This is a genomic window from Marinomonas pontica, from assembly GCF_026191375.1.
GTDB classification, from domain to species: domain Bacteria; phylum Pseudomonadota; class Gammaproteobacteria; order Pseudomonadales; family Marinomonadaceae; genus Marinomonas; species Marinomonas pontica.
The window spans coordinates 21521-37475 of record NZ_JAODTL010000040.1 but is presented as its reverse complement, the minus strand read 5'-3'; the positions used below and the strand labels follow the sequence as shown (position 1 = coordinate 37475).

The 15955-nt window shown below is 46.2% G+C and carries 20 protein-coding genes and 1 pseudogene; 9 read left to right on the top strand and 12 right to left on the bottom strand.

Annotated features, from left to right (window positions below):
• Positions 1-287 precede the first annotated feature (287 nt).
• Positions 288-1193 carry an alpha/beta fold hydrolase gene (locus tag N5P32_RS09935; protein ID WP_265728926.1) on the top strand — a complete coding sequence of 302 codons (906 nt, stop codon included), beginning with the start codon at positions 288-290 and terminating at the stop codon, positions 1191-1193.
• Here N5P32_RS09935 and N5P32_RS09930 read toward each other — a convergent pair.
• The 10 genes from N5P32_RS09930 to arfB all read right to left on the bottom strand — a co-directional run bounded on the left by N5P32_RS09930 (position 1190) and on the right by arfB (position 8276).
• Positions 1190-2962: a lysophospholipid acyltransferase family protein gene (locus N5P32_RS09930; RefSeq protein ID WP_265728925.1), complete on the bottom strand. Its 1773-nt coding sequence runs from the start codon at positions 2960-2962 to the stop codon at positions 1190-1192. The two genes, N5P32_RS09935 and N5P32_RS09930, sit on opposite strands and share 4 nt — an antisense overlap.
• Positions 2963-2973: 11 nt before the next feature.
• A complete protein-coding gene (locus tag N5P32_RS09925; RefSeq protein ID WP_265728924.1) occupies positions 2974-3444 on the bottom strand; it encodes a hypothetical protein in 471 nt (156 codons plus the stop codon).
• 24 nt (positions 3445-3468) lie between these two features.
• On the bottom strand, positions 3469-3909 hold the full coding sequence (locus tag N5P32_RS09920; RefSeq protein ID WP_265728923.1) for a YHS domain-containing (seleno)protein: 441 nt from the start codon (positions 3907-3909) through the stop codon (positions 3469-3471).
• Positions 3910-3928: 19 nt separating this feature from the next.
• Complete coding sequence (locus N5P32_RS09915; protein WP_265728922.1) at positions 3929-4669, bottom strand: NRDE family protein; 741 nt, start codon at positions 4667-4669, stop codon at positions 3929-3931.
• A gap of 2 nt (positions 4670-4671) precedes the next feature.
• Entirely contained in the window at positions 4672-4971 is a 300-nt protein-coding gene (locus N5P32_RS09910; RefSeq protein ID WP_265728921.1) for a hypothetical protein, read from the bottom strand.
• A gap of 283 nt (positions 4972-5254) precedes the next feature.
• Positions 5255-6388, bottom strand: a complete 1134-nt coding sequence (locus N5P32_RS09905; protein ID WP_265728920.1) for a D-alanine--D-alanine ligase — start codon at positions 6386-6388, stop codon at positions 5255-5257.
• 3 nt (positions 6389-6391) lie between these two features.
• Positions 6392-6964 (bottom strand): DedA family protein, encoded by a 573-nt coding sequence (locus tag N5P32_RS09900; protein WP_265728919.1) that lies wholly within the window; start codon positions 6962-6964, stop codon positions 6392-6394.
• Positions 6965-7127: 163 nt separating this feature from the next.
• Positions 7128-7349 carry a DUF1289 domain-containing protein gene (locus N5P32_RS09895; protein WP_265728918.1) on the bottom strand — a complete coding sequence of 74 codons (222 nt, stop codon included), beginning with the start codon at positions 7347-7349 and terminating at the stop codon, positions 7128-7130.
• On the bottom strand, positions 7346-7819 hold the full coding sequence (locus N5P32_RS09890; RefSeq protein ID WP_265728917.1) for a GNAT family N-acetyltransferase: 474 nt from the start codon (positions 7817-7819) through the stop codon (positions 7346-7348). Before N5P32_RS09890 ends, N5P32_RS09895 begins: the two co-directional genes overlap by 4 nt.
• Before the next feature lie 43 nt (positions 7820-7862).
• Complete coding sequence (gene arfB / locus N5P32_RS09885; RefSeq protein WP_265728916.1) at positions 7863-8276, bottom strand: alternative ribosome rescue aminoacyl-tRNA hydrolase ArfB; 414 nt, start codon at positions 8274-8276, stop codon at positions 7863-7865.
• 140 nt (positions 8277-8416) lie between these two features.
• Between arfB and hisA the strand changes: the two genes are divergently transcribed.
• On the top strand, positions 8417-9178 hold the full coding sequence (gene hisA, locus N5P32_RS09880) for a phosphoribosylformimino-5-aminoimidazole carboxamide ribotide isomerase (RefSeq protein ID WP_265728915.1): 762 nt from the start codon (positions 8417-8419) through the stop codon (positions 9176-9178).
• 113 nt (positions 9179-9291) lie between these two features.
• Positions 9292-10071: a hypothetical protein gene (locus N5P32_RS09875; RefSeq protein ID WP_265728914.1), complete on the top strand. Its 780-nt coding sequence runs from the start codon at positions 9292-9294 to the stop codon at positions 10069-10071.
• 47 nt (positions 10072-10118) lie between these two features.
• Here the strand turns inward: N5P32_RS09875 and N5P32_RS09870 are convergent, their stop codons facing one another.
• Positions 10119-10598, bottom strand: a complete 480-nt coding sequence (locus N5P32_RS09870; RefSeq protein ID WP_265728913.1) for a hypothetical protein — start codon at positions 10596-10598, stop codon at positions 10119-10121.
• Positions 10599-10660: 62 nt separating this feature from the next.
• Between N5P32_RS09870 and N5P32_RS18025 the strand changes: the two are divergent.
• Both N5P32_RS18025 and N5P32_RS18350 read left to right on the top strand, forming a co-directional pair.
• Positions 10661-11868 (top strand): annotated as a pseudogene (locus N5P32_RS18025) (sigma-54-dependent transcriptional regulator); the annotation flags it as partial.
• Positions 11869-11949: 81 nt separating this feature from the next.
• Positions 11950-12099, top strand: coding sequence for a helix-turn-helix domain-containing protein (locus N5P32_RS18350; RefSeq protein ID WP_457920483.1), 150 nt, complete (start codon positions 11950-11952; stop codon positions 12097-12099).
• A 52-nt stretch (positions 12100-12151) separates the two neighbouring features.
• Here N5P32_RS18350 and N5P32_RS09850 read toward each other — a convergent pair whose 3' ends face one another.
• Positions 12152-12424, bottom strand: coding sequence for a lipoprotein (locus tag N5P32_RS09850; RefSeq protein WP_265728911.1), 273 nt, complete (start codon positions 12422-12424; stop codon positions 12152-12154).
• 423 nt (positions 12425-12847) lie between these two features.
• On the opposite strand from N5P32_RS09850, the gene aguA reads away from it, so the two are divergent.
• The 4 genes from aguA to hemG all read left to right on the top strand — a co-directional run bounded on the left by aguA (position 12848) and on the right by hemG (position 15933).
• The gene (aguA, locus tag N5P32_RS09845) at positions 12848-13957 is read left to right on the top strand and encodes an agmatine deiminase (protein ID WP_265728910.1); all 1110 of its coding nucleotides are present in this window, start codon (positions 12848-12850) and stop codon (positions 13955-13957) included.
• A 293-nt stretch (positions 13958-14250) separates the two neighbouring features.
• Positions 14251-14406, top strand: coding sequence for a hypothetical protein (locus N5P32_RS09840; protein ID WP_265728909.1), 156 nt, complete (start codon positions 14251-14253; stop codon positions 14404-14406).
• A gap of 130 nt (positions 14407-14536) precedes the next feature.
• The gene (rsgA, locus tag N5P32_RS09835; protein ID WP_265728908.1) at positions 14537-15226 is read left to right on the top strand and encodes a GTPase RsgA; all 690 of its coding nucleotides are present in this window, start codon (positions 14537-14539) and stop codon (positions 15224-15226) included.
• Positions 15227-15405: 179 nt separating this feature from the next.
• Positions 15406-15933: a menaquinone-dependent protoporphyrinogen IX dehydrogenase gene (gene hemG, locus N5P32_RS09830; protein ID WP_265728907.1), complete on the top strand. Its 528-nt coding sequence runs from the start codon at positions 15406-15408 to the stop codon at positions 15931-15933.
• The last annotated feature ends 22 nt before the right edge of the window (positions 15934-15955 follow it).

Sequence of the window (15955 nt, the reverse complement as noted above, 5' to 3'; positions counted from 1 at the left end):
GACGATCGTAGACACTTACTTAGTATGTGTTCTTGTTATCCAACGCCCACCGAAGCCCCAAATCAGTATGAGGCTTACTATAAGGCTGGATTATGAGTGCAGTTGCGATTTGAAACATTGCGTTAGATCAAGATAAAGAGAGTGAAAGAAATAAGTAGGCAAAAAGATCGAGCTGTCATGCGTTTTGAAGCGAGTCCATTCTATACAAAATCATCTGCACGCTTTGTCGCTAAAATGTATTATCATTTCGCACTGATCTAACCTGTTTGAATGTTGGAAACTCGCCCATGAAAGCCATGCTAAATCGCTTGCCTAACAAGGTTTTGCTCTTTGTACTGAGCGTAACAACGCTGCTATTAACCGCTTGTTCGATGCCAAAAGAACTAGATGAGAACGAAGACATAGCCAGGCAAGTGGCGAATACACCGGGAATGATTCAAAACCATGTACTGTATATTTCAGGACCGGACGGCGATTTCAAATTGCACTATGCCAGCAGCGACCCGAGCAAAATGTCGCGCCATACAGTGGTCTTTGTGCACGGAACGCCGGGGGATTGGTCTTCTTTTGCCCGATATTTTCAGAACGCCACCCTAAAAGACCGCTTTCGACTCATTTCGATTGATCGACCAGGCTGGGGAATATCCACTTATGCGGGCCATTACCCTAGCGAGCTACAAAAACAGTCCAGTCAAATTGGTTTAATGCTAAAAAACATTTGGGAACAAAACGGCCAACAGAAAATCATTTTGGTGGGGCATTCTTTGGGCGGTTCTCTTGTGCCCATACTGGCGGCGGATTACCCTCAATACGTGCGAGGCGTGGTGATTGTGGCTGGAGATCTGAGCCCAACACTGGCAGAAGGCCGTTGGTACAACACCTTGCTTGATTGGACGCCGGATTTTTTGATCCCAGACAAATGGAATAACTCAAACAAAGAAGTACTGGCACTGTCTCAAAGCTTGGCCAATGCCCAAACAACACTGTCTGGGTTAAAGGTTCCCATCACCTTATTACAAGGCACTGAAGACACACTGGTAGATCCAGAGAATGCCACCTTCGCAAGCCAGTTGTTTCAACACAGTGAGATCAAAATAGACAGAATTCAAGACGCTGGACACTTACTGCATTTGCAGTATCCAAACCGCGTGATTGACGCCATTGAAGACGTCAACTCGCGCAGTCTTCCTTAGCTTGCCAAATAGTCACTGGCGTTTTCTTGTCCCATGTATTTTCCCAAAATAGCCAAGGGAACATCTTTAAGGTTCACCACGATCAAGCCGTCTAAAGCATTGTGAAAAGCAGGATCAACGTTGAAACACACCAACTTGCCGTTCATTTTTAAATACTGTCGAATCAAAACCGGTACGCCTTTGCCCTGCTCCATTCTTGACAACACATTGGACAATAAAGCCACACTGGTTAATGACGACAATAAATTCGGCTGCCAAAACACCGAACCGCGATTTCGCAACGGAGTAGAGGCGGTCACCAATTCTGCTTTGGTTTTATCGTAATAATGAATCGATAAGGTCGCGGCGATTAATTGACGTGCGGATTGGCTGTAGTTATTACTGATACTGACAGGGCCAAAAAGGTGCGTGTAACGAGGGTTTCGAGACACAAAAGTCGCAATGCCTTTCCATAACAAAAGCAAGGACTGTAGGCTTTTTTGGTATTTTGCTGCGACCACAGAACGCCCCATTTCAAGACTGCTCCCCAAACTGTCTATAAACGCATGGTCATAATTAAACAAACTGCGCGAATACAATCCATCCAGTCCGTGAGCCTCGATGAGCTGGTCCACTAATCCCATACGATAGGCACCGACTAGCTCTTTATTACCGTGGTGCCAAACGAACAACTGATGGTAGTACAAGTCATATTTGTCAACATCACACGCCAAACCGCTGCCCTCACCCACAGCACGAAAATTCTCTTCCCTGACTCGACCAATTTCCTGAATCAGCTGTGGAATAGAATGTGTTGGTGCGCAATACACGCAGAATTCCCCCTGCTCTAACAACCGCATACTGTCTGGCAATGCCATCACTTCTGCATCCAGTACATTGGGGTCTAGCGGTGAAATAATCGGCAAATCCACCGCCGTTGCTTGCTCGCTTTCACGGTCTGTTCGCTGCGTACTCATTAAATAGGTATTTAAACGCAAATAGCTCACCAGCTCACGATTGTCGTCAAATTGGCTCATTTCCGAATACGGGATGGCGTCGCCGATGGAGACCTCAATGACCGACGATCGTTTATTGAGTAATTCGCGCCCCAATAACGCCGTGCGAAGTAAAGGGTGAAGACGACCCGCTTGATAAAACAACGCGCTGTTTTGTCCATTAATAAACATCGGTACGGTAATCGCGTGGCTGCGCTTTAAGAAGTTCGCCACCGACTGACTCCATTCGATGTCCGCCAGCGTTTTCTCACTCGTTGGCGTGTCTTTGAGGTAAGTCGATACTTCACCCGCTGGGAAAACAATCAGCACACCGCCCTCGGCTAAATGTCGATGCGCATCGCGAATCGCTTTGCCATTCGTGCGCTGTGCCGACGCGCCACCAAACACATTCACACCAATAAACAGCTCACTGATTTCAGGCAAGCGCTTCAGCAGTTCATTGGCCAACACTTTCACATCAGAACGGACACGACCAACCAAATCCGCCAATATCACCCCTTCAATCGCCCCAAGAGGATGATTCGCCACAACCACGACAGGGCCTTTTTGAGGAAGGTTATTGAGTCCACCTTTGGCTATCGAATAGTCAATATTCAATGCATCTAGGGTATAACGCATAAACTCAAAACAGGACTGACAACGAGGTCGATGTTGGTACAAGCGATCTAATGCAGCGAGTCCTGTCGCCCATTCTACAATCGATTCCCCCACACCAAATGGTGTGACTCGTGGTAAACGAAAAGGACTCAACACACGCGTCGAAGTAGCCAACATAATAATGCTCCTCAATACACCCATTTAGCGACAATTTGATTCAAAGTGCCTTGCGGATGTTTTGTATCCCGAAGCGTTAAAAACGCCGCACTTAACCACACCAAACACGCCATTCCAAACAACAAACCGCCATCATTGCCAATGACCTCACCAACGGCGTTAAACTCAGGCATGACCACACCCAACGGCGTGAAAAAATGGAAAACAATCGCCCCGCTCATGACTCCCAGCGCCATCAAAGCCCCGACACCATGCCAACGACTGAACAGCAAAAGAGCCGCAATCAGTTCAGCCACACCAATAATGTAGCCACCGTATTGCCCAAAGAACGCCAAACCAGACCAAGTCCCCAACACACCGAAGATATAGTCGGTTTCATAAGACCCAGTAAATTTAAAAAACAACGACTGCACAAAAACAAACGCGATAAAGACAGCGGGAACATACTTAGTAAAAGACGGTTTCATAAAAGAAGATTTCATCGTAATTGACCTTATGAATTGCGGTTATGGGCGGATCAGTGCGGGCCAATTTTCATCGGCCTGCTTAATGTGCAAGGCACGATTTTGATCCCACTTGCGCTTGATGTCGTCGTTGTAATTCAGGTACAACTTGCCGTCCACAACGGCCCAGTCTTTTGGGTCAGCCGAGGCAAAATCGTTTTTCGCTGAAATCGCCCAAGCACAATAACCACCGTACTGCGGCGCGTATTTTTCAGGCTCTGCCACAAACATATCCAAATGCTGTTGCGACACAAAATACCAATCCGCGCCTTTGTATGTGGTCACGAAATCAGGCTTGCCTTCCACAGGTTTATTGTCGGTAAAATACGCCACCGTATCGTATCCATCTAAGGCTTTATTGCTAAAATAGCCGGTATAAATTTCATCTTGCGCGACCACAAAGCCACTCATAAACAAAGTCAAAAAAACCATTAAGCGCGTCATAAGCACTCCTAAACTAGGGTTAAACAAAAAGACCAGGGTGAGATTCCGTTTTTTCTAAGTAACTTGTTTTTAATGCTAACGTCGCGGCCGTCAAATGCGTGCAAGGCGACCCCGCTACATAGCTCATTTGTCGATGCTGTTCAGACACTCTTACGCCAGTGAAACTCACCGTTTGCGCGTCATCACGATGCATACAAACCGACATATGCGATTGCTCTGGATGATGCTGAGCATGAAAGGCCAACAAGGTGTGCGAATCAATGTTAGGTAATGCGTCATAGACAGATTGTCGATAGGTAACTACGTCTTCCAGCGCCACTGCGGAAGAGAAATACGGCGAAAACGCCGCCACAACACAGAACGACTCCCCATTCCATTGCAACTCCCGTGCGGTAGAATGACCCAATTCAAATGCCAGCAGGGTAAAAGGGGCAAACACGCCCAATTTCAATTCTGAAAACCGCTGAGCCACTTCCGCAATCGTCTTCGCACTAGACAAATACTTTACCAATTGTCCTCGGCTAATCAGCTCTCCAGCGGGCTTTTTGCCTTGGTAATGATTCAACAAGCACAGTGACAAACCGTGTTCGTTGACACTGATCCAACTGCCCTGACCAACAGGGTCAACCGGCATTAACACCTTAACCCCTCGCAGAATAAACGTCTGAGGTGGCAACGCTGGCGCACGGGATTTTTGCTCATCACGATTGAAAAACAATTGATACCCCGATGCGTCTATCCACCAAGAAACCGAACACATAGTTATTGCCCTCGCAAAAAAGTGGCTGTGGCTGGCGCAATACCAAAGTCATCATCCATTGGCTTATTCATTAAACTGGCTGCGACATTGATCATCGCAAAATGGTGGTTTGCATGAAGCGCGGCAAAAGTAATTTCTCGTTCTAAGGTCGATGTCATAAGACAATCTTGCGTGTGTGTTACCGACACTTCCGTCACAATGGTCACGCTTGTTTTAAGCTGCTTTTCCGATAGTCCGGTCAACCACTGAACCAACACAGTAATATCGTCTTCGGCCATCTTTTCGCGATCGTTCAACGTCATGACCGCGGCGCCTTTGATTGTAATCAATCACAATGCTGGCTCGATAAATGGCGTAAAACACGTCCAACCAATGGCGGAAATGTTCCCCAATAGAGCTGCTCACATACGGTTTCATCGACGCTTGGTACGCCTCATCATCTAATCTGCGCAAGCAACGCAATGCCTGACCAAATATTTCCAGCGCCCCCTGAATCGTAGGCGCATATGGGATGGACTGCGGCAGATCAACGGCGCTCTTTTTACATACCGATTGCATACTCGTTCCTTTCATACAATGCGTTGACTAATCCGTACTTGGATAATGTTGAACCAATGACTTTTCTTCACGCCAAGCCTGCAATAACGCACGCAGACTTGGCGTTTTGACTCCGCGTTTTCTCTGCAACGCACCGATTTCAAATAAAATGCGATACTGCTTCAGCAACGTGCTAAAAATCTCAAACAATGAGGTCTGACGATCCCAAATATGTGTTGCTTCACTGCTCGCGCCGTTCATTTCTAAAATGGAGAAATTCTCGCCCGCCATGAAAGACTCCATGTCTGCAAATTTGATATCCAAACGACCGTAGTAATAGCCGTCTACGTCCTTCAAAATGCCATCAAGCCGACGCGTTAATGCGGGTGAAATGTATTGGTTGCCATTACGAAAAATCGAGCCACGACTGTGACTGCCCGCAAACGCGAGTGGGTACTCTTCGCCTTCTGCGGGAACCCAATCCAGCTTTTGTGTATGACGCGGAAAGTACAAATGCGTAAGCTGACCCGCTCGTGGGCAACGCTCGATCAGCTCTTTTAGAGTGTGTGTACCATCACCAACCACACTGGGAGCGTATTTCAAGGTTATGGAAATAATCTTGCCTTGTTCTTGGCCGGGGTAACGCACATAAAACACACCAGCTTCGGCTTGATAGGGAGCCTTACGCTGTAATAAAAACCGCGCAGATGCAGGAAACGTTTGAAGATAATCGCGCAGCTGCGCTTTGGATTTCAGTAATTTGACTCCCACACCTCGACACCCCAAATCTGGCTTCGCCACAATGGGAAAAGACAGCTGAGCCGAGTTCATGGCTTGCATAGCGCTTTCTAGCTGGGCATCAAGGTTATGAGCATTTTTCGTCAGTGTAATAAAAGGCTCAATCCACTGTTTCGCAACAGGGCCAGCCAAGTTCAAAATATCGGTCTTGGATTCGCCTACCATGCCACTCAACTTAATACTTGGGTTGGCAATTAACGGCAAACACAGGTCACCATGACGCAGACCTAACGCAAGGCTCTGTATGACCACTGGCGCATAGAAAAACCAGCTCGGCATAAATTCATAAGGGGAAATACTGGCGTTTTGCTCCACTTCCAGCAGCGGCATTCCCGCATTCATTTTACCAGGCGAAATGAACCGCCCTTCTGTCATGGCGCTCATAACTTACCTCGTGTGAAAGACGGTGTCAGAAAACGATTCATCAAAAACAACAAAACAAAGGCCAAGGGGATCACCCCCCACTTCCATTCGGCCAAGGCAGAAAACACAACGTTTCCGAGCTGATATATCAACGTAAACACCACCAACGTCCATAGGGACGTCGCCAGCAGAACGGCGCTCATAAACAGCGGGAGTGGGATAGAAAAAACCGCTCAAGGTAAAACCAATGGTTCGCAAACCGGGGATAAAGCGAATTAAGAACAAATTCGCAAAAGCGCGTTGAGTAAGCTTTTCTCTTACAACGTTAAAAGAGGTATGGGTTAAAGCACGGTAGCGCAACCATCGGACATTACGGGCGTAACGCCCTAATAAGTACAAGCCCACATCACCACTGGCAATGCCGATAAAAATCGACAACAACGCAAGCGATGGCGACAAATGTCCTTGCACTGACACGGTGGCTGCTGTGGCAATCGCTAAGTCTTCAAGTAAATAAGACAAAAGCACAATGCCAACACACAACAGCGTTAAGGACGTGTTTCCCGATGTCAGCCATGCTTGAAGTTCTGCAATCACGGTACATTACCCACTCAATTCGTCTAAACACTTGGTCAACACCAAGCGGCTTTTTGTGTTTCTAGAACTTTGACGTGGGCAGGCGTGGCTTTCTTACACTAATACTGAAAAAAAAGACAAAACAAAAATCGCGAACATGAGAAAATACAACCGTTGGGGGAAATCAGCGATAACGCGCATCGTGTTGTTGTTTACGAGTAGAACAACGGTTCAAAATATCCCGTTTTTGCGCGTCAGAGGACGGTTGCCAATTCATGATCTCCGTAATGGTGCGATAGCAACCGACACAGACATCATCGCCGTCCAAACAACAGTGACGAATACAGGGACTTAGCACCTTCGATTCGGATGTCTCGTTCACGACGGCGATTGGCTTATTCGTCATGCGGATACATTCTTGGCCATATTAAATCCGGTAACAGCAAAGCCAAGCGTTTCATACAAGGCAAATGCGCGCTTATTGTGAAACGCCACTCGCAATTTGATCTGATGGATGCCGTCTCTTTGTAAGCTATGCTCAAGGGTTTGCATGGCTTGTTTGCCATACGATTGGCCTCGATATTTCTCGGCCACATAAAAATCGCAAATAAAAGCGGCGCGTTCCTGACGATCGATCGAATACCAAAGATAGCCCACCACCTGAGCCAGACCTTGTCGATTCACTTCAATGCACTGCAATTCTTGGTTCGTCTGCTCGACACCATTAGGAAAGCTACGCGACAATTCTTGCTTTGCTTGGGTAATGGCGTCTTCCGACGAACGACCGTAATTCAGCATGATTTCTCGGCTGTAATCTTCGATAAAGTAATCACGATACGCTGGAAACTCTTCCTGACGCATTTTGCGTAACATCATGGGTTATCTCCTTTGCAGTATGGTTGCTGTGCACTTTGTACTTTCAGTCCCAGTTACTGCGACGCAAACTTTTAATTTGGCCTTTTTGCTTTTTCTGATCAACGCGTTTTCTCTGCGAAGAACGTGTGGGTTTGGTCGGTCGGCGCGCTTTTTGAACGCGTACAGCGTCAAGAATCAGCTCCTTCAAACGAGCCAGTGCGTCTTCTCGATTCAATTCTTGGGTACGATGTTGTTGTGCCTTGATGACAATATCACCGTCTTTGGTGAGCCGTGAATCACTCAGCGCCAGCAAACGTTCTTTGTAAAATTCTGGCAAAGACGAATTCGCCACATCGAATCTAAGGTGAATGGCCGAAGACACTTTATTCACATTCTGCCCACCCGCACCTTGAGCACGAATGGCTGTCAGTTCTATTTCATGATCTGGGATCGACACGGCGAGGGTAATTTGCAACATGGTAGTAGCGCTATGATTCTTATCTATCGAATTGGTCTGCGATTATAACAGGCTTATTAAGTGTTTGCTTTGGAGCATCGTTTATCAGTACATTATCGGTTACAATCGCCGACTTGTTTCCGACTAAATAGGAGTTTTTTGTGACCCAATTCCGTCCTTGTATCGATCTACACCAAGGCAAGGTTAAGCAAATTGTAGGCGGCAGCCTGAACGATAAAGGCGCCACCGAGAACTTTATCAGCGAATACAACGCTGAACATTATGCCCTAATGTACAAGGAACATAATTTAGTGGGTGGGCATGTCATTGCACTTGGCAAAGGCAACCAAGAAGAAGCGCTCAGCGCACTTCGCGCCTACCCAGATGGTTTGCAATTTGGCGGAGGCGTCAATAATCGTAACGCAGCAAGTTACCTATCAGCAGGGGCGTCGCACGTTATTGTTACTTCTTATTTGTTTGAAAATGGCGAATTTTCTTGGGATCGCCTAGACAACATCAAACGAGAAACCGGCACCGATCGTTTGGTGCTCGATTTAAGCTGCCGTCGCACAAAAGACGGTTGGTATATTGCGACAGACCGCTGGCAAACCATCACATCGACGCAAGTGAACCAAGAAAACTTAATAGAGTTAGCAAACCACTGTGACGAGTTTTTGATTCACGCGGCAGACGTTGAAGGCCTACAAGCGGGTATTGATGAAGACTTAGTCACCTTACTTGGAAAAGGCTGCCCTGTTGCTGTGACATACGCTGGTGGAGCTCGTTCGTTAGCGGATTTAAAGCGTGTCCATGAACTATCCAACGGGAAAGTCGATTTAACCATCGGCAGTGCCTTAGACATTTTTGGTGGACAAGGTGTGACCCTAGACGAATGCATTTTGTGGAATAACTCGCAAAAATAACCCTACGTTTGAGGCAAGTAATTTGCTTGCCTCAAACGCTTTTCTCGACATGTCCCCCGCCATACCGCATACTTAGTGGCCTATTTTTTCGCCTCTAATCCTAGGATTATTCAATGCCTACATTACGTTCTGGCCTTTTACTTGCAACGCTATTACTTAGCGCCTGCTCGATGCCAATTTTACAAGATTCCCCCTCTTCCAAGGTGGATAATCGCGACACAAATACCGTTCAAACCAATGCGCTAGACACGCCATCGGTAAACACTTCTGCGGCAGAAGAGTTAACACCAACGAACACGACCACTGTGCCAACAGAAAATTCTTCCACCAACAAGACGCTAATGAAACAGCTTGCGGATCAAACCGCCTTGGCGCAATCCAATCACACCGAATTGACCAACCGACTCGGCAAAGCGGCGGGGTTACCAAAAGTATCCCCAAGCCAATCTCAGACCGACAAAGAACTGAACGCCAGCATTCAAGCATTGCGCACCTATGTCAGCCAAACCAACACGACGTTAGCGGCGTTAAATGCGCGCGTTAGCGACCGCCAAAAAGTGGCAATGAATGGCGATGTGATTCGTATTTTTCTGTCTGAAGTGACCGTTGAGCATAATGCGGTTTCTTTCAAAGCTCAGCCGCTTGTGGGTCAATGGGTTCGCGGAGAAAGCCGTGGCATTCGCTTAAAAGACAACATTTTGTTTGAGAACCCTAAATCGGAAGACTTGAACATCACGTTTTCAGAAACCTACCAATTGGTGGTGAACAATCAGGTTATTGCGACCATTAACCCAAACAGAGAAAAGAATGACGCTAATTTTAATGTCGCAACGCACGATAAAACTGGCTCTATTAAAGGCAAGTTAGATTATCGTATCGTTGACGATAAATAAGCATGTCGTTTTGCTGTATTAACGAGGGATTGTTTGCTAAATGCTCATCACAATTGGGCATTTTCTCGCCGCTGCTGCGCGCGATCTATGCCTCTTTGGAGACTCGCCAAATTGTCAGAAATCGCGCACACAAAAGGCTCATTCACTAGTTGTTGAGACCATACCCGAAGCTGCCTTATCGTCTGTTTATTCACATCCATTACTTGAATGGGCGCTTGGGAAGCGGATCCATCTAACGCAGCTAAATACGCCGTCGCAATGATGCTTGCGGTGGGGGAAGCAGCGTTAGTGCCTGCCGCGTTTACTTTGACTACTTGGCGGTTAATATTGACCATTAAGCATGCCGCCAAATGCCGATACAACACAGACAACGACTGAAACACCTGTTTCTCTAGCGTATTATCCGCTCGATTATGTAGCCTTGAATTGGCAAAAACACCGTCTAAGCACACAGAAAGCATGTCGTAAAGAAGCCGACAGTCATGTTGCGTAAAAGTCCTCTGATCCAAACTGTGTTCTTTCATCACCGTGGCCTCCTTTCAAAAAAGGGTGAGCTTTGTGCAAATACGCGTGATTAACGCTGTGTTTCATGAAAAGTAATAGAGCCACACCTTTGATCCGCTTCAACCCTATGATTTTATTACCGTATCCATTTCATGATATCGATTCAGGGAAAATAATGATGTCTTTACCAAAGCTCTTTTTGCACGTTCAAGACCCGACTTTGGCGTCCGACCTGCTGGCGCTAAAAGGCGTTCTACAATATGAACTGAACATCAGTCATCACGAAGAAAATTGGCTACAGCAATTATCGGCGAGCCAATGTGATGTCGCACTCATTGAAGTCCACTCCGATCAAGACGAGTCATTGAGCGCCCTAATCCATCACCCCATTCTGTCGCAAACCGAATTCTTCTTTTTTAGCCAAGGCGAACCCGATGCGCGATTGGACAAACTCATTCAAAAAGGCGCCGGTTTTCATTATCGCGCACCATTCAATGTGAATTTGGTGGCATCGTCATTAAATGAAATTTTTAGCGAACTAAGCCACTCTTCACCTCAGGTCACGACACAAACCAGCTACCTAGATCAATTTGGTTTGCTTGTTGGTTCTTCCAGCGCCATGCATACTCTGTATCGCACCATTCGCAAAGTTGCCGCCACAAACACCAATGCGTTCATCATCGGTGAAAGCGGTACGGGCAAGGAATTGATTGCAAATACCTTGCATGTGTTTAGCCCAAGAGCGGATGCGCCGTTTGTGGCCATTAACTGCGGCGCGCTGAGCCCAGAGCTGATTGACAGCGAACTGTTTGGCCATGTTAAAGGGGCGTTTACGGGAGCACACAAAGACCATCAAGGTGTTTTTGAACAAGCCGAAGGCGGTACGCTCTTTTTAGACGAAGTCACCGAAATGCCCTACGAACACCAGGTAAAATTGTTACGAGTATTGGAGAGCGCAGAATACAAACCCGTAGGAGCGCAGCATGTAAAAAAACCAACGTGCGGATCGTGGCTGCCACCAACCGAATCCTTGGAAACGCCATTCGTGACGAAATCTTCCGTGAGGACCTGTATTTTCGCCTCGCCCAATTTCCCATTCAATCTCCGCCATTGCGTGATAGAGAAGGCGATGCTTGCGGTCTTGCCCAACACTTCTTGGCATATCGCAATGCCCAAGATGGCCTTCACAAACAACTTTCTGATCAGAGTCTCGAAAAAATCCGCCAATATGCTTGGCCTGGCAATGTCCGAGAACTAAAACACGCCATCGAGCGAGCATATATTTTGGCCGACCACACCATTCACCCCGAGCACATCATTACCAATGAAATCAACGCGCAAGCACCCTCAAAAACAGCGGGCATTCCGCATGGCATGCGCCTTGATGATATCGAAAAAATCGCCATTCTAAAGACGCTCAAAAGTAACGATGGCAACCGCACAGACACCGCCAATCAACTCGGCATAAGCATCAAAACGCTCTATAACAAGCTAGACAAATACGACAACTCACCACTTGTGTAAGTCAAATAAAAACGATTGAGGCAGAACCTGTCTGCCTCAATCGAACTTATTATTAACAATTAGTGTCGGCTGCGTTAACACCTTCTTTTACTTCTTCGCATTTGTCTTCAATGGCATTACCAGCGTCTGTCATGGTGTCTTCCATTGCATTACCAGCGTTGTTCAATGCATCACCTGCGTCATCGATTGTTTGCTCAACGGCATCTCCTGCGTTTGACATGGCATCTTCTACTTTGTTTTCTTCGCCTTCTTGTCCACATGCTGCCAATGTTGCCGCTGTTACAAGAACCAAAGCGCTGTTTAGTAGAGTACGTTTCATAGTCATAATGGTAACCTCCATTTAGTGTTATAAAATTCTGCAAAATCAACGCTGAATAAGCGTGACTTCAAGAAACCAATTCAACCTATATTGGATGGTTTTTCTTCCAAAGGTTGACGTCACTTAGACTATTGCGAATGTTGTGCCAGCTTTCCAAAAACAACATAAACCACTGATTAATAATAGTTTTTTATTGGATATTAACTTTTATAGGTGATGCTCGGCGTGCGTTGGCCTGTATTTTTTACCATTTTACTCGGTAACGCTTTCCGTCGAGGAAATGTAAAGACGCAAAAAATGTGCTGCCAATAAAAGCAAACTCACCAAAATAGACAAAAATACGCTTGAATGTTTGCGTCTCTGCCATAGAATTGGCGAAAAACCGATCCTCTGCGAATAGAGGCTCACCGCCAGAATAAAGGACACGTTATGAGCAGCACGCTTTTTACCTCACCACGACTGGATGGCTTTCGAATGCCTGCAGAACATGAGCCGCAAGTGCAAGTGTGGATGGCATGGCCAACCCGAGAAGACAACTGGCGCGAACAAGGCAAGCCGGCACAACAAGAGTTTGTTGCGGTTGCTGAGGCCATTTCTAAGGCCGCTGATGTCACTTTTATTGTGGATGAAAAACATCACGATCAAGCTCGTCAATCACTACCAGATCATATTCGATTGCTCACTATTCCCTCTGACGACTGCTGGATGCGTGACATCGGTGCGACTTATGTTGTGAATGACAAAGGCGAACGCCGTGCAAACAGCTGGCAATTCAATGCCTGGGGTGGCGAGTTAGATGGACTGTACGACTCATGGGAGCAAGACAACGCAGTGGCCGAAAAAATGGCCGCCGTTACGGGCGATCAAGTTTACGCAGCGCCTTTGATTTTAGAAGGCGGTTCCATTCATGTGGACGGTGAAGGAACGCTGTACACCACAGAAGAGTGCCTGCTTCACCCAAGCCGTAACCCTGATTTGAGCAAAGCGGACATTGAAGACCTACTAAAGGTGTATTTGAACGTAGATAAAATCATCTGGTTAAAAGACGGTTTGTTTAACGACGAAACCAATGGCCACGTAGACAATATCATGCACGTGATTCGCCCAGGTGTTGTCGCGTTAACCTATTGCGAAGACCCAAACGACCCGCAGTACGCGATCAGTCAAGCGGCCTTTCAAGTCCTAAGCAACACAAAAGACGCCAAAGGCCGAACGCTGGACATCATCAAACTGCCCATGCCCGGCCCACTGTACGTCAGCGAAGAAGAAGCCAAAAGCGTCGTTGAAAGCCCTAATATGAACCGCGATGCAGGCGAACGCTTAGCCGCGTCTTACGCAAATTTTTTAATCTGCAACCAGCACATTATTTTTCCTGTATTTGGCGTAGATACCGACGAGCAGGCTAAGCGTTTATTGCAAGCAGCATTCCCTGATTATGATATTCACGGCATTTATGCCAGAAATATACTATTAGGCGGTGGAAACATTCATTGCATTACTCAGCAGGTTCCAAAGAAATCCGCTGTAAAAGGTATTTAATCTTGGTAAATGTCTCTTGTCAGGCATTAAATTGGTGAAAGATGCTGCGCGGTCATTTCCATGTAAATAGCCCGACGATAACGCATTTTTATGACAGCAATATTTCTGTTTGTAGGCCAGTCACACTGTGCTAATCTCGCAGAATAACGCCTTGTTTTAACGGGTTATAATCCGTGTGGTTTGGTGTATTTTTTTGGCTAGAACAAAGGTAACTATTTACTGATGTTCGGTTGTACTAATTGAAGCGCTTTGCTTCTAATTTACGATGGCGTATTTCGCTTGGGGTAATATCAATGGATTCCACGTTTACTTTATTGGATCTAGGCTGGCAGGCTTACTTTCAACAACAGTTATCATTGGATGATTTAGAATCGAATCGCATTGCGCGTATTTGTGCTTTTAATAGCAACCAATATGAGCTTGTCGGTGAATTTGGCTTTTTTCATTAGAAAGCCATTCAGATATGCCAAATATGGCGGTGGGTGACTGGGTTGTTACCGATACTGAAAACCGTTTTTTGCGCCTTTTAGAAGCCAGTTCAGCCTTTGAAAGCATTGCTTCCAATATCGATACTGTTTTTTGATTTGCGCGTTAAATCAGGATTTCAACTTAACGTTAATCAAACGTTATTTAGAACTTACCCATGAAGCTCAAGCTGATGCAGTGGTTGTATTGACCAAAGCTGACACCTGTGACGATGCCATGGAAAAACGCGCTCAAGTCGAAAAACTCGACCCATTACTGATCGTGGAAACCGTCAATGCGTTGGATGCAAACAGTTTGTCTTGTTTGGCACCCTTCCTTAAAAAAGGCAAAACGGTTGCTTTGCTAGGCGCCGTTGGATCAGGCAAGTCGGCCTTGATCAATACGCTGATGCAAACCACCGACGACAATAAGACACAACGCAATATTGGCGAGTCTGGGTCTTTAAAAATCATGCCTTCAGGAGCGATTTTATTAGATACCGCTGGCATGCGTGAATTGCAATTAGCAGAGTTTGATAGCAGTGCCATTGCCAATTTCGCCGATATTATTGCCTTGGAAAAACAATGTCGCTTTAGTGACTGCCGCCATGAAGGTGAGCCTGGTTGCGCTTTAAAAGCCGCCGTGAAGTCCAATCGTCTTGATGAACAACGCGTTGCTGACTTCTTATTGCTGCGCAATGAAGACAACGACGACGATCAAGTCACGAAGTCTAAGCCACAAGAAAAATTTTATCGCAGCGCGCAATCTGACATTCGCGCAAGAAAACACAGCTCAGCTGAGTAAATTCATTCGATAACACGCAAAGCGGTTCCTCTATGATGAACCGCTTTTTTTATGGGATTTTCCATAAAAACGAGGAAGCATGGCCTGCGCCCTTTACACTCGCTCTATGAGTGTTTATAACTCGTTGCATTCCTTACGTCATTCCAGCCAAAACAACAGAGGCAGTTTTTCTGATTCCCATGTCCAATACTTTGCTCATTTATTCCACTACCGACGGCCATACTCAAAAAATCAGCCAAAAAATGCAATCTGTTTTAGAGCAGCAGGGTCATACTGTCACCTTGATGCCGGTGGAAGACGCTACATCTGACACAATTGCCCAACATGACAAGATTGTTATTGGTGCCAGTATTCGCTACGGCAAACACCAAAAAAATGTGGCTGATTTCATCACCCAAAATAAAGCCTTGTTAGAGGACAAACCCAATGCGTTTTACACGGTGAATTTGGTGGCGCGTAAAGCCGAAAAATGCCAACCAGACACCAACCCTTATATTGTAAAATTTTTGGATCAATTGAATTGGCAGCCAGCTTTAAAAGGCGTTTTTGCTGGCAAATTAAATTATTCTATTTACGGCTTTCTCGACAAAAACATGATTCGTTTTATTATGTGGATGACCAAAGGCCCAACCGACCCAACAACCAATATGGAATTCACCAATTGGGAAAGCGTCGACCAGTTCGCACGCGATGTGGCGGATTTATAGTGTTGCCGTCCACGTCAATAAC

Bases quoted from the DNA above. Each gene is read 5' to 3' on its own strand.
- N5P32_RS09905 (WP_265728920.1), bottom strand. From the start codon at position 6,388: ATGAGCGCCATGACAGAAGGGCGGTTCATTTCGCCTGGTAAAATGAAT.
- N5P32_RS09925 (WP_265728924.1), bottom strand. From the start codon at position 3,444: ATGAAATCTTCTTTTATGAAACCGTCTTTTACTAAGTATGTTCCCGCT.
- N5P32_RS09935 (WP_265728926.1), top strand. From the start codon at position 288: ATGAAAGCCATGCTAAATCGCTTGCCTAACAAGGTTTTGCTCTTTGTA.
- aguA (WP_265728910.1), top strand. From the start codon at position 12,848: ATGAGCAGCACGCTTTTTACCTCACCACGACTGGATGGCTTTCGAATG.
- N5P32_RS09930 (WP_265728925.1), bottom strand. From the start codon at position 2,962: ATGTTGGCTACTTCGACGCGTGTGTTGAGTCCTTTTCGTTTACCACGA.
- N5P32_RS09920 (WP_265728923.1), bottom strand. From the start codon at position 3,909: ATGACGCGCTTAATGGTTTTTTTGACTTTGTTTATGAGTGGCTTTGTG.
- N5P32_RS09875 (WP_265728914.1), top strand. From the start codon at position 9,292: ATGCCTACATTACGTTCTGGCCTTTTACTTGCAACGCTATTACTTAGC.
- N5P32_RS09915 (WP_265728922.1), bottom strand. From the start codon at position 4,669: ATGTGTTCGGTTTCTTGGTGGATAGACGCATCGGGGTATCAATTGTTT.
- N5P32_RS09850 (WP_265728911.1), bottom strand. From the start codon at position 12,424: ATGACTATGAAACGTACTCTACTAAACAGCGCTTTGGTTCTTGTAACA.
- arfB (WP_265728916.1), bottom strand. From the start codon at position 8,276: ATGTTGCAAATTACCCTCGCCGTGTCGATCCCAGATCATGAAATAGAA.
- N5P32_RS18350 (WP_457920483.1), top strand. From the start codon at position 11,950: ATGCGCCTTGATGATATCGAAAAAATCGCCATTCTAAAGACGCTCAAA.
- N5P32_RS09890 (WP_265728917.1), bottom strand. From the start codon at position 7,819: ATGATGTTACGCAAAATGCGTCAGGAAGAGTTTCCAGCGTATCGTGAT.
- N5P32_RS09840 (WP_265728909.1), top strand. From the start codon at position 14,251: ATGGATTCCACGTTTACTTTATTGGATCTAGGCTGGCAGGCTTACTTT.
- N5P32_RS09895 (WP_265728918.1), bottom strand. From the start codon at position 7,349: ATGACGAATAAGCCAATCGCCGTCGTGAACGAGACATCCGAATCGAAG.
- hemG (WP_265728907.1), top strand. From the start codon at position 15,406: ATGTCCAATACTTTGCTCATTTATTCCACTACCGACGGCCATACTCAA.
- N5P32_RS09910 (WP_265728921.1), bottom strand. From the start codon at position 4,971: ATGACGTTGAACGATCGCGAAAAGATGGCCGAAGACGATATTACTGTG.